Annotated in this window: 9 protein-coding genes; 7 read left to right on the top strand and 2 right to left on the bottom strand. The window is 65.8% G+C overall.

Annotation, left to right across the window (positions count from 1 at the left end):
• Window positions 1-87: 87 nt before the first annotated feature.
• The 3 genes from addB (at window position 88) to trxA (ending at window position 6,873) form a co-directional block, all read left to right on the top strand.
• Window positions 88-3,063, top strand: coding sequence for a double-strand break repair protein AddB (addB, locus tag AC1DQQ_RS08070; protein WP_478041580.1), 2,976 nt, complete (start codon window positions 88-90; stop codon window positions 3,061-3,063).
• On the top strand, window positions 3,044-6,466 hold the full coding sequence (gene addA / locus AC1DQQ_RS08075; RefSeq protein ID WP_478044788.1) for a double-strand break repair helicase AddA: 3,423 nt from the start codon (window positions 3,044-3,046) through the stop codon (window positions 6,464-6,466). Before addB ends, addA begins: the two co-directional genes overlap by 20 nt.
• A 62-nt stretch (window positions 6,467-6,528) precedes the next feature.
• Window positions 6,529-6,873: a thioredoxin gene (trxA, locus tag AC1DQQ_RS08080; protein ID WP_478044789.1), complete on the top strand. Its 345-nt coding sequence runs from the start codon at window positions 6,529-6,531 to the stop codon at window positions 6,871-6,873.
• A gap of 268 nt (window positions 6,874-7,141) precedes the next feature.
• On the opposite strand, the gene AC1DQQ_RS08085 is transcribed toward trxA, so the two are convergent.
• Window positions 7,142-7,753: a glutathione S-transferase family protein gene (locus tag AC1DQQ_RS08085; protein WP_478044790.1), complete on the bottom strand. Its 612-nt coding sequence runs from the start codon at window positions 7,751-7,753 to the stop codon at window positions 7,142-7,144.
• Window positions 7,754-7,759: 6 nt separating this feature from the next.
• Window positions 7,760-8,986 (bottom strand): bifunctional glutamate N-acetyltransferase/amino-acid acetyltransferase ArgJ, encoded by a 1,227-nt coding sequence (gene argJ / locus AC1DQQ_RS08090; RefSeq protein WP_478044791.1) that lies wholly within the window; start codon window positions 8,984-8,986, stop codon window positions 7,760-7,762.
• A gap of 95 nt (window positions 8,987-9,081) precedes the next feature.
• On the opposite strand from argJ, the gene AC1DQQ_RS08095 reads away from it, so the two are divergent.
• The 4 genes from AC1DQQ_RS08095 (at window position 9,082) to secA (ending at window position 13,195) form a co-directional block, all read left to right on the top strand.
• Complete coding sequence (locus tag AC1DQQ_RS08095; protein WP_478044792.1) at window positions 9,082-9,555, top strand: energy transducer TonB; 474 nt, start codon at window positions 9,082-9,084, stop codon at window positions 9,553-9,555.
• A 25-nt stretch (window positions 9,556-9,580) separates the two neighbouring features.
• Window positions 9,581-9,949: an energy transducer TonB gene (locus AC1DQQ_RS08100; RefSeq protein ID WP_478044793.1), complete on the top strand. Its 369-nt coding sequence runs from the start codon at window positions 9,581-9,583 to the stop codon at window positions 9,947-9,949.
• A gap of 163 nt (window positions 9,950-10,112) precedes the next feature.
• Complete coding sequence (locus AC1DQQ_RS08105; RefSeq protein WP_478044794.1) at window positions 10,113-10,370, top strand: hypothetical protein; 258 nt, start codon at window positions 10,113-10,115, stop codon at window positions 10,368-10,370.
• An 83-nt stretch (window positions 10,371-10,453) separates the two neighbouring features.
• Window positions 10,454-13,195, top strand: coding sequence for a preprotein translocase subunit SecA (secA, locus tag AC1DQQ_RS08110; protein ID WP_478044795.1), 2,742 nt, complete (start codon window positions 10,454-10,456; stop codon window positions 13,193-13,195).
• The last annotated feature ends 93 nt before the right edge of the window (window positions 13,196-13,288 follow it).

Genomic DNA, 13,288 nt, shown 5'->3' on the forward strand with positions numbered 1-13,288 from the left:
AGGCCGGGGTAACGTTTGAATTATCAGGCGCAGGCGCGGCTATTTTACGGTCGGGGTATTCCCGGTTGTGATAGTTGATTGGCGATCATGAATTCGACCTCTCAACGCGGCCTCGCGCTTTATACGATTCCGGCACAGCGAGCCTTTGCCGATGCGCTCGTCGCTGGGCTGATGAAGCGCTTCGGCGACGATCCGATGCGGCTCGCGCGTGGCCTCGTCCTTCTTCCCAATAATCGCGGGCGGCGCGCGGTCCAGGACGCGTTCGTGCGTGCGAGCGGCGGTGGGCTGTTGTTGCCGCGACTAGTGACGATCGGCGATCCGGCGCTCGATGAAGCGGCGGGGGCGATGCTCGATCCGGCTGACGATCTCGAGCCTTTGCCGCCACCGGTCGATCCGCTGGCGCGACGGATGATCCTGGCGAGGTTGGTCAGCGAGGAGCGCGCCCGCCAAGGGGAGCCGGTCGCCGCCGACGAAGCCGTACGCCTGGCCGGAGCATTGGCGCGGACGCTTGACCAACTGCTGGTCGAGGAAGTCGCGGCGACGAAACTCGCCGAGCTCGACGTCGGGCGCGAATTGACCAGCCATTGGGAGCGCGCGCTCGAGCTGTTCCGTATCGTGATCGATCGGTGGCCGGCGGAGCTGGCGCGGCTGGGCGCGATGGACGCAGCAACGCGCCGTGCGATCATGCTGCGTCGGTTGGCGGCGCGCTGGAAGGAGATGCCGCCCGCGGGTTTCGTCTGTGCAGCGGGGATCACCGATCCGGCGCCGGCAGTGGCGGCCTTGTTGCGCCGTGTCGCGGAGCTCGACCAAGGCTTGGTCGTGTTCCAGGACCTCGCCACTGCGATGCCGGCCGAGGAATGGGACGCGCTTGGGCCGCACGAGGCAGATGCCAGCTGCTTCAAGGCGCGCTCGATCGAGACCCACCCGCAATTTCAGCTGAAGCTGTTGCTCGAACGGATGAGCGCGGGACGCGGCGAGGTGCGCGCTTGGCGCGAGGGAAGCGATCACGATGCCTCGGCGGCGCGCGGCAAGGCGATCGCCAACGCCTTCGCGCCTGCTGATTTCACCGGCAAGTGGACCGATTTGGAAGCGCCCGACCGGCGATTGACCGGGATTCGCGCGGTCGAGCTGGCAACCCCAGCCGATGAGGCGCAGGCGATTGCGCTGGCATTGCGCGGCGCGCTGGAAGTCGAGGGGCGTACCGCTGCCCTGGTCACGCCCGACCGCACGCTGGCCGAGCGCGTCGCGGCCCATTGCGCGCGTTGGGGGATCGATGTCGACGATACTGCCGGCCGTCCGCTCGCGACGCGCGCGCCAGGCACACTGCTGACGATGCTGGCCGAGGCTGCGGCACAGGACTTCGCGCCGCTCGCATTGCTGGCGCTGCTCAAGCACCCGCTCGTCCAGAGCGGGGAGCCGCGGACCTTGTGGCTCGACGGCGTCCGCGCGCTCGACCGTGCGTTGCGCGGGCCCCGCCCGGCTCCGGGGCTCGCGGGCATCGATTCGCATCTGCTCGACGGCGACGAGCGCGAGGCGTCGATCCGCGCGGCGGCGCGCCAGGTCTGGCCGGAAATGCGCGGATTGCTCGAACCGCTGGCGCACTGCTTCGGCAATGGCGAGCAACCGCTGGCGGCGATGATTGCGACGTTGCGCGAGACGGCCGAAGCCCTGTGCGGTTTCGCGGTATGGGCTGGACCGGCGGGTCGCGCGGCGGCTGAACTGCTCGCCGATCTCGAACTGCGCGCGGCGGACGGGCCGGCCTTGGTCGACCCGGCCAGCGTCGCGCCACTGCTGCGCACCTTGATGGAGGAAGTCGCGGTTCGTCCTCCCCAGGGCGGCCATCCGCGCCTGGCGATCTATGGCCTGATCGAGGCGCGGTTGCAGACCGCCGACTTGACCATCCTGGGAAGCCTTAATGAAGGTACCTGGCCGGCGATCGCTGCACCCGATCCGTGGCTGGCGCCGCGCATCCGGGCTGAACTGGGGCTGCCCGGGCTCGATCGCGGCGTCGGCGTCGCGGCGCACGATTTCGCCAATGCCCTGGGCGCACCGGAAGTGCTGATCACGCGTGCGCGCCGCGACGGGCGGTCGCCGACGCTGGCTTCGCGCTTCTGGCTGCGGCTGGAAGCCCTGGCGGGGGATCGCTTCATTCGCGATCCCGATCTTGCGGCATGGGCCGCGTCGATCGACAATCCGGGCGTGCACGAGCCGGCGTCGCGGCCCGAGCCGTCGCCCGCAATCGAGGACCGGCCGCGCCAGATCTCGGTGACCGAAGTCGACCGGCTCAAGGCCGACCCGTACGCCTTTTACGCGCGCCGGATGCTGCGGCTGGGCGCGATCGACCCGGTCGATGCGGAGCCGAGCGCGGCTTGGCGTGGCAATCAGGTCCATGCGATCCTGGAAACCTGGTTTCGCGAGGACGGCGCCAATCCCGAAACCTTGCGCCCGCGCGCCGAGGCCTTGCTGGGCGATGTGCGCACGCATCCGATGATCCGCGCGTTATGGGGGCCGCGGTTGATCGAGGCGGTCGACTGGATCGCGCACGAAGTGTCCGATCGCGCGGGTGAACGGAGCATCCTGGCGGTTGAAGGCAAAGGAACGTTGCAACTCGCCGGCGTCGAATTGTCGGGCCGGTTCGACCGAATCGATCGTCTCAATGACGGCGGGCTGGTAGTGGTCGACTATAAGACTGGGCAGCCGCCTTCGACCGCGGCAGTGCGGGCGGGGTTCAGCCTGCAACTCGGCTTGCTCGGGATGATCGCCGAGGCGGGCAAGTTCGCCGGGGTTGCGGGAAAGGCGGAAGGGTTCGAATATTGGTCGCTCGCGCGCAACCGCGTCGGCGGGTTCGGCTATGTCGATTCGCCGTGTGACCCCAAGAAAAAAGACCCGATCCCGGCCGATGAATTCGTCGATGAGGCGCGACGCAATTTCACCGAGGCGGCGGAGACGTGGCTGACCGGAGCGGCGCCGTTTACCGCCAAGTTGAAGCCGGAATATGCGCCGTTCGGCGATTACGACCAGTTGATGCGCCGCGACGAATGGTATGGCCGTGAGCGGCGCTGACTCCATCCTGCCACGGCTCGTCGACGAGCAGGCGCGCGCGAGCGATCCGTCGTCGCACGTCTGGCTGGCTGCCTCGGCGGGCACCGGCAAGACTCAGGTGCTGGCGGCGCGTGTCTATCGGTTGCTACTCGGGGGTACCGATCCCGGCGCGATCCTGTGTCTGACCTTCACCAAAGCGGGCGCCGCGGAAATGGCGGGGCGGATCAACCAACGCCTCGCGCGCTGGGTGCGCGCGTCCGAGGCCGATATCCGCGCCGACCTTGCCTCGCTGGGCGAGCGCGCCAACCCGGCGCTGATCGCGCGGGCGCGAACGCTATTCGCCAAGGTGCTTGATGCACCGGGCGGGGGGCTGCGGATCCAGACGATCCATGGCTTCTGTCAGTCGCTGCTCGCCGCTTTTCCAGTCGAAGCGGGTCTCACCCCGGGTTTCCGTCCACTCGAAGCCCGCGAGGAATCGGCACTGGCGCGCGAGACGCTGGCGCAATTGCTGGTCGATGCCGAGCGCGAGGGGCGCGACGGCGCGGTGCGCGCTGTCGGCGCGCTGAGCCTGCGGCTTGGCGAGGAAGGGGCAGAAGCTTTCCTGCGCGCTTGTGCCCGCGCGCCGGCGGCAATGGCGGCGTTGCCGATGGGGGAGGGGGTCGGCCCCTATGTCCGCCGCGCCTTGATCGGCGTCGACGATGTCGAGGCGGCGATCACTGATGGCTGCGCTCAACTGGATGACGACCTGCTCGAAGGCGTGCGCGACTTCAATCTGGCGTGGGGCACCAAGAATGGACTGGCCCGTGCCGACATCATCACCGCATGGCTGGCGAGAAGCCCCGAGCAGCGGGCGGCGACGCTCGACCAATTGCACAGCGTCTGGGCGCGGCAGGACGGTGAATTGCGGTCGTTTGCCAAAGGGCAGGCGCCGCAGGACGAGGATTATGCCCCGATCGCTTCCGACTTCCATGAGCAGGTCTCACGCCTGATCCAGATGCGCCATCTGGCGGACTATGCCGATCTGCTCGCTGCCGGCCTCGCCGTCGGGCGCGATTATGCCTTCGCCTATCGCGCCGCCAAGCGCCGGATCGGCGCGGTCGATTTCGACGATCTGATCGACGCCGCGGTCGCATTGCTGCGGCAAGAGGGGATGGGCGATTGGGTCCGCTTCAAACTCGACCAGGCGACCGATCACGTCTTGATCGATGAGGCCCAGGACACCAATTTGCGCCAATGGGAGATCGTCGACGCGATCGCGAGTGACTTCTTCTCCGGTCTGGGAAGCCGCGGCGACCGGCGGCGGACATTGTTCACCGTCGGCGACTATAAACAGGCGATCTTCGGCTTTCAGGGCACCGACCCGCTCAATTTCCGCTGGGCCGAACGGCATTTCCGCGACCTTGCCGAGGTGACGAGCGATATCCGCGAGATCGAGCCGACGCCGTTCGAGCAATTGGCGTTGACCTCGTCCTTCCGCTCGACCCAGCCGATCCTCGATTTCGTCGACGCGGCGATCGGCGTGCTGCCCGGCGGCGGCCTCGGGGTCGACGACAACCAGCGGCATGCCAGCAAGGTCGAGGGGCCGGGTCAGGTCAATCTCTGGGCACCGACCCTGGCCGGCGAAGAGGATGAAGGCGAGGAGGGCTGGATCACCGATGCGGTGCGCGCGCATGCGACGCGGATCGCCGCGCAGGTCAGGGCATGGCTCGATCCCAAGAATCCGATGATCCTCGAGAGCAAGGGGCGGCCGCTGCGCCCCGAGGATGTGATGATCCTGGTCAAACGGCGCGGCGAACTCGCCTCGCTGATCGTCGCGCGGCTCTATGCCGAGGGCGTACCGGTGGCGGGCGTCGACCGCTTGCGGCTGACCGCGCCGCTGGCGGTGCAGGATCTGCTCGCGGCGATCCGCTTCGTACTCCAGCCTCAGGACGATCTTGCCCTCGCCAGCCTGCTGGTGTCGCCGTTAATCGGCTGGAGCCAGGACGAGTTGATGCGCGCGGCAATGAAGCGCCGCGGCGGCTTATGGGCGCACCTCCAGGCTACGCAACCAACCGAGCGGATCGCGCCGCTCAGCGCAATGCTGCGACGCGCGGATTTCACCACGCCCTATGTCTTCCTCGAGGAGATGCTGACCGGGCCGCTCGACGGGCGGCGCAAGCTGATCCGGCGATTGGGGCAGGAAGCACGCGACCCGATCGACGAATTGCTCAATGCCGCGCTCGAGTTCGAACGCGTCGCGATCCCCTCGTTGCAACGCTTCCTCGACTGGTTCGACCGCGGCGATGTCGAGATCGTGCGCGATCCGTCGCAGCCGCTCGACGCGGTTCGGGTGATGACCGCGCATGGCGCCAAGGGATTGCAGGCACCGCTGGTGATCCTGGCCGACGCCACCGCCGATCCGGAGGCGCGGCCGCGTTCGACGCTTGATTGGCAGGCAGATCAGGATACCAAACTGCCCGTCTTCCGCCCACGCAAGGAGCAACGGTCGGGAGTATTGGCCGAGGCGATCACGACCGCCGACGCGCGCGAACTCGCTGAGCATTGGCGATTATTCTATGTCGCCGCGACGCGCGCCGAGGAAAGATTGGAGATAGCGGGATCTTTGGGGCCGCGGGCGAAAGGCGTGCCGTCCGAGAATAGTTGGTATGCGGCGGCGGAAGCGGCGCTCACGGCGTTGGGCACGGCGCAGCGCGAGGAGGGGCCACGCCGCTCGTTCGCCGGCCACGATCCGCAGCCGCCGGTGCGGCCGCGACCGGCACGGAACGCCGAGGCGCAGACCGTCGCTTTGCCCGATTGGGCATTCCAGCCCGCCCCGAAGGAGGCGCGGCCGCCACGGCCGCTCGCGCCTTCGTCGGTCGGCGAGGACGATGTGTCCGATCCTCCACCCTCCGCGGCGATGCGGACGGCGGCCGAGCGCGGCCGGTTGATCCACGCTCTGTTCGAGCGATTGCCGGCCCTGGCGCCGGATCGCCGCGCGGCAGCGGCCGATCGCTGGCTGTCGGCCGTGGGCCTGGTCGCCGATGCCGGGCTTAGGAGCGAGCTGATCGCGACGGTATCGGCAGTGCTCGACGATCCCGCGCACGGTGATCTGTTCGGGCCGAATTCGCTAGGGGAGGCACCGATCTCGGCGGTCGTGCCCGGCGGCTATGTCATCGCGGGAACCGTCGACCGCTTGCTGGTCGAGCCCGACCGCGTCCGCGTGATCGATTTCAAGACCGGGCGACGCGTGCCGCTGGGGCTCGACGAAGTGCCGCTATTCCACCTGCGCCAGATGGCGGCCTATGCCGAAGCCTTGCGCGTGATCTTCCCGGGGCGGCGGATCGAGGCGGCGTTACTCTACACTGCAGCGCCGCGCCTGTTCGATCTGCCCGAAGACGTGCTCGCTCCTCACAAGCCGGGCTTTGCCGCGATGGAGCAAAGCTAGGGCCAGAGCCGTTGAGCAAGTGCCTCGCCGCGCCTACATTCGGGGTCAAAGGAGATTCTCTCATGGCAACCAAACATATCAGCGACGACAGTTTCCAGGCGGATGTGCTCGATTCCGACAAGCCGGTGCTGGTCGATTTCTGGGCGGAATGGTGCGGGCCGTGCAAGATGATCGGGCCGAGCCTCGAGGAAATCTCGGAAGAGCTGGGCGAGCAGGTGACGATCGCCAAGCTCAATATCGACGATCATCCCGATGCGCCCGCGCGTTATGGCGTGCGCGGCATCCCGACGATGATCCTGTTCAAGGGCGGCAGCCCGGCAGCGACCAAGATCGGCGCCGAACCCAAGGGCCGGATCAAGGCGTGGCTCGAGGGCGAACTGGGAACGGCGGCCAGTTCGGCCGCCTGAGTTCGAAATCGAGATGAGCAAAAGGCCGCATCCTGTTGGGTGCGGCCTTTTTTTTAGCCCTCACCCGCTTGCGGATGCACCGGGTCGGTCATGCCCCCGGCATGACCTGAACAGCGCGGGGCGCTGTTCACCCGGTGCAGGTTGGGTGAGGGTCTTCTTTCTTCTTCCATGCAGATAAAACGACAAAAGAAGTAAGAAGACCCTCACCCTCCCACCGCCTTTGGCGGCGGGCCCCGCCCTCTCCCGCAAGCGGAAGAGGGATCGCGTTCTACGTCAGCGGGATCATGACCTGGCTGGCATAACCGGGGCGGGCTTGCAGGCGGCGGTACCAATCGGCGACGTTGGGCAGATCGGGCCGTTCGATATCTAGCGTGAACCAGGTATAGGCATAGACGCCCATCGGCACGTCACCGACGCCGAACTCCTCGCCGGATAGCCAGGGGGTCTCGGCGAGATAGCGGTCGAGGATCGCCATCCGCTCGCCGCAACGCTGCGCCGAGCGCGCAACGGCCGCCATATCGCGTTTGTCGGGCGCGACGCGGATGAGGTTGACGAACGAATCGAGTTGCACCAGCGCGTAGCCGTTCTGCCACTCCATCCAGCGGTCGCCGATCGCGCGCAATTGCGGTTCGTCGGGCCACCAGCGCACGCCGCCATGGCGAGCCGCCAGATAGCGCAGGATCGCGTTCGATTCCCACAGGATGAAGCCGTCATCGTCGATCGTCGGGATCAGCGCATTGGGGTTCATCGCCAGATAGGCGTCGCTCATCCCGAACTGTCCGCCGATATCGTGACGGACATAGGACAGCCCAAGCTCCTCGGCGAACCAGGCGACTTTCTTGACGTTATGCGAGTTGAGCCGGCCCCAGATCGTCAGCATCGTGTTTCAGCTCCGGTAATCGGCGTTGATCGAGATGTAGCCGTGCGTGAGATCACAGGTCCACACCGTCGCGCGGCCGTCGCCCAGGCCGAGATCGACTCCGATATCGATCTCACGGCCCTTGAGATGCGCGGTGACCGGTGCCTCGTCATAGCCGTCGACCGCGAGGCCGTTGAGTGCCACCTGGGTCTCACCGAAGCGGATCGCCACGCGGTCACGCTCGGCGGGCTCGCCGGCCTTGCCCACCGCCATGACGACGCGGCCCCAATTGGCGTCCTCCCCGGCGATCGCGGTCTTGACCAAAGGCGAGTTGGCGATGCTCATGCCGATACGATGCGCGCTGGCGTCGCTTTCGGCGCCGGTCACCTCGACCGCGATGAACTTGGTCGCGCCTTCGCCGTCGCGCACGACAAGGTGAGCCAGTTGCAGGCAGAGATCGTTGAGCGCCGCGGCGAAGGCGTCGGCGCCGGGATCGTCGTCATGTGCGATCGCGACATTGCCCGCGGCACCCGTCGCGAAGGCGAGCACGGTGTCGCTGGTGGAGGTATCGCTATCGACCGTGATGCACGAGAAGCTACGCGCATTGGCGCGGGCGAGTGCCGCCTGCAGCCAGGCGGGATCGACCGCGGCGTCGGTGAAGATGAACCCCAGCATCGTCGCCATGTCGGGCGCGATCATGCCCGATCCCTTGATGATCCCGACCAGGCTGACCGGCTTGCTGTCGACCACTGCGCGCGTCACCACCGCCTTGGGGAAGGTGTCGGTGGTCATGATGGTTGCGGCGGCCTCTTCCCAACCGCACGGCTCGGCAGCGAAGGCGGCGGCGAGTCCGGCTTCTGCCTTGTCGAGTGGCAACGGCACCCCAATCACGCCGGTCGAGGCGACGAATACGTCCGACGGCTGGCAATCGAGATGCCGCGCAACAGCGGCGACGAGCCCTTCGACCGCGTGGCGTCCGCGATCGCCGGTAAAGGCGTTCGAATTGCCGGCATTGACGACGAGCGCTCGAGCGCGACCCAGGACGAGCGCGGCGCGGCACCAATCGACCTCGGGTGACGCGCAGCGGCTTTTTGTCAGCACGCCCGCGACCGCCGTGCCGGGGGCCAGTTCGACATAGGTCAGGTCGCAACGATCCCAGGTCTTGTACTGCGCCTTGGCGACGCGGCGCGTGATGCCGGCAATGTCCGGCAGATCGGGAAAGGCGGCGGGGGCGAGGGGGGAGCGGTCGGTCATGGCGGCTCTCATAGAGCGGTGTGCCGGACAGGCAAAGGCGGCGGTGACAAGTCGGGTCGGGTTGGGCTAGCGTGACGCCAATTGGGGAGAAAAACATGCGTATTGCCGTCGTTCTGGCATTGGCCGCTTTTGCGTTTCCGGGCGTCGCTCAGGCGCAGGATGACGACGAGCCGATCCCGACTGCGAAGCCGATCGGCAGTCCGGGCAGCTGGATTCCCCAGGATGGCTACCCGCCGGCGGCGCGCGCGAGTGGAGAGCAGGGGCGCGTCAGCTTCACCCTCTCGATCGACGACACCGGACGCGTGACCGATTGCAAGGTGACCAAGAGTTCCGAATCGCCATTGCTCGATGAGACGACGTGCAATTTCATGACCGCCAATGGCCGGTTCGAAGTGCCGCGCAACAAGAAGAACAAGCCGACGCCGAGCAAGTGGAGCTCGTCGATGATGTGGAAACTGGAGACGCCGCCGCCCGAACCGGTACCCCCCTCCAGCGCCGCGCCCGCTTCCGGATCGACACTCCCGCCGCCAGCACTGAAGGCACCGATCGTGTCACCGAAAAGACGGTGAACCCGCATATCGAGAGGAAAAGGCCGTGATAACGCATCCCTGGTTGCTGATCGTCGCTGGAAGCGCGCTGTTGCCGTTGCCGGCAGCGGCTGCTCCCGATGACAAGTCCAGCCCTGTAACGCCGTTGGAAAACCCCGGAACTTGGCTCCACGCCGACGAGATTCCCTTGAGCGCACGAAAAGAAAGTGGCTCGGTCGCGGTCAGGCTCGATGTCGACCCGTCAGGCAGAGTTTCCGGCTGCACGATCGTCGAGAGCAACGCACCGGCTGTTCTCAACGACGCTGCATGTGCGATGTTCGCGCGCCATGGCCGGTTCAAGCCCGCCCGAGATGAAACGGGTAAGGCGATTGGATCAAACTACACGATACCGGGTATCCACTTCACCCCGGACTGAGGAGGGATTAACGGTAGAGATCTGCCCCCAACGTCCCGTTGGCGTCCTGCCTTCTTACGCCGGGAATGAAGCGGTCGACCGACAAAGTAACGAGTATTTGATAGACCTTTGCCGGGCGCGACCCTATGTCACCGTCCGTCACAATCGATGAAGTAGCGCTCGCTTGAACCTGATCCTGCTCCTGTCTGCCTTGTTGTCCGCCTTGAGCGGCACAGGCGGGGCGCGTGCGGCACAGGTGCCGACCACGCTCAGCAGCGCGGTAGTAGCGACTGCCGTCAAGGCCACGGCCGAGGTGCAGCGCCAGGTTGCCGCCCGACCGATCCAAACCGTCGCCGGGCCAGTCCATGCGGTGATTTCGGCGCTGCCGGTTTTCGCCCTTTCGGACGCAATCCCCGTCTTTGCGAGCCGCCGGCGCGAATAGCGCCCGCGCGATCACGTCCTTTTTCTACCCGATCAGCGCGGCCCCATGGGGCCCGCGCGCACTCCATATAACAGGAAATCATCATGCTCGGCGGACTCGCCAAATCCATTTTCGGGTCGTCCAACGACCGGTATGTCAAATCGCTCGGCGGCATCGTCAACACGATCGCGAGTTTCGAGCCCGCGCTTCAGGCGATGGACGACGCGACGCTTGCCAACCAGACCGTGCTCTTCCGTGAACGCCTGGCCAATGGCGAGAAGCTCGACGACCTCTTGCCCGAGGCGTTCGCGACCGTTCGCGAGGCCGCCAGCCGGGTGCTCGGCCAGCGCCATTACGACGTTCAGATGGTCGGCGGTATCGTCCTCCATCGCGGCGAGATCGCCGAGATGCGGACGGGTGAGGGCAAGACGCTGGTGGCGACGCTGGCGGTGTATCTCAACGCGCTGCCGGGCACCGGCGTCCATGTCATCACGGTCAACGACTATCTCGCCAAGCGCGACGCCGAGTGGATGGGGCAGGTGTACACGTTCCTGGGCCTGACGGTCGGGGTCATCATCCCCAATTTGACCGACCATCAGCGCAAGGAAGCCTACGCCGCCGACATCACCTACGGCACCAACAACGAATTCGGCTTCGACTATCTGCGCGACAACATGAAATATGAGCGCGATCAGATGGTTCAGCGCCCGTTCGCGATGGCGATCGTCGACGAGGTCGATTCGGTGCTGATCGACGAGGCGCGCACGCCGCTGATCATCTCCGGCCCGACCGACGACAAGTCCGAGCTCTACAAGAGCGTCGATGCGGTGGTGAAGCAGCTCGCGCCCGACCTGTACGAAAAGGACGAGAAGCAGAAGTCGATCATCCTGACCGAGGAGGGTACCGAGACGGTCGAGCGGATGCTCGAGACGGCCGGGTTGCTCGAAGGCACCAACCTCTACGATTTCGAGAATACCCAGGTGGTCCACCACCTGAACCAGTCGCTGCGCGCCAACATGATGTTCAAGCGTGACATCGATTACATCGTCAAGGACGGCAAGGTCATCATCATCGATGAGTTCACCGGTCGCATGATGGACGGCCGGCGCTGGTCGGACGGCCTGCACCAGGCGGTCGAGGCCAAGGAAGGGGTCGAGATCGAGCCCGAGAACCAGACGATGGCGTCGATCACCTTCCAGAACTATTTCCGCATGTATCCCAAGCTGTCGGGCATGACCGGCACCGCGGCGACCGAGGCGGCGGAATTCTACGACATCTACAAGATGAACGTCGTGTCGATCCCGACCAATGTGCCGGTGCGGCGCATCGATGAGGAAGACACGTTCTACAAGGATATCCAGGACAAGTTCCGCGGTATCGCCAAGGCGATCAAGGTCCAGGCTGAGTTGGGCCAGCCCGTGCTGGTCGGCACGGTGTCGATCGAAAAATCCGAAATGCTGTCCGAATTCCTCCATGAGGAAAAGGTCGAGCACAAGGTGCTGAACGCGCGCTATCACGAAATGGAAGCGCATATCGTCGCGCAGGCGGGCCGCAAGGGCGCGGTCACGATCGCGACCAACATGGCCGGCCGCGGCACCGACATCCAGCTCGGCGGCAACCTCGATTTCCGCATCGCGGACGAACTGAGCGACATGCCCGAAGGGCCCGAGCGCGATGCCGCGATCGAGCGCATTCGTCAGGAGATCGCGGTCGAGAAGCAGGAAGTGCTGGCGGCGGGTGGACTGTTCGTGCTCGGCACCGAGCGGCACGAGAGCCGGCGCATCGACAACCAGCTGCGCGGCCGGTCGGGTCGCCAGGGCGACCCCGGTTTGTCGCGCTTCTATCTCAGCCTCGACGACGATCTGTTGCGCATCTTCGGGCCGAACACGTTGTTCGCCAAGATGATGCGCTCGAGCCTGGAAGACGGCGAGGCATTGCCGCCGTCGCGCTGGATGTCGAAGGCGATCGAGACCGCGCAGAAGAAGGTCGAGGCACGCAACTACGACGTCCGCAAGCAAGTCGTCGAATATGACGACGTCATGAACGACCAGCGCAAGGTCATTTACGAGCAGCGCAACGACATCATGGACGCCGAAACCGTCGGTGACGTGGTGGTCGACATGCGGACCGAGACGATCAACACGATCGTCAGCGACCATTGCCCGCCCAATTCCTATCCCGAGCAATGGGATGTCGAAGGGATGAAGGCCAAAGTCTCCGAGATGCTGGGGATCGAGCCGCCGATCGACGACTGGCTCAAGGAAGAAGCAGTCGATGTCGAGATGGTCGAGGAGCGGCTGAACGAGGCGGCGTCGGCTTTGGTCGACGCCAAGGCGGCCGAGATCGAGCCGGAGACCTGGACGACAATCGAAAAGTCGATCCTGATCCAGAATCTCGATCACCACTGGAAAGAGCATCTCGCGACGCTCGACGCGCTGCGCCAGGTCATCCATTTACGCGCCTACGCGCAAAAGACGCCGATCAACGAGTATAAGCAGGAAGCATTCGCGCTGTTCGAGCGCATGCTGGGATCGATCCGCGAGGATGTGACCAAGGTGCTGGCGACCGCGGAATTCCGCTTCCAGCCGCCGCCCGAGCTTCCCGAGCTGCCCGACTTCATCACCCAGCATTTCGACCCGTTCTCGGGCGATGACGACAGCGCCGATATCGATGGCGGGTCGCGCGCGCCGGGCGATCTCGGCCTGCCGCCGCTGTCGATCGTTCGGCCCGAACAGCCCGATTTGGGCGAGGATCCGAAGGATTGGGAAGGCAAGGTCAGCCGCAATGCGCCTTGCCCGTGCGGCTCGGGGCTCAAGTACAAGCACTGCCACGGCCAGATCGCGTAGTGGTCAGCTAGCCCTCTCCCGCTCGCGGGAGAGGGTTGGGTGAGGGTCTTCTTTCTTCTTCCAGGCGTCTACCGAGACAGAAGAAGACAGAAG

This window comes from Sphingomonas sp. P4_G3 (assembly GCF_056401105.1).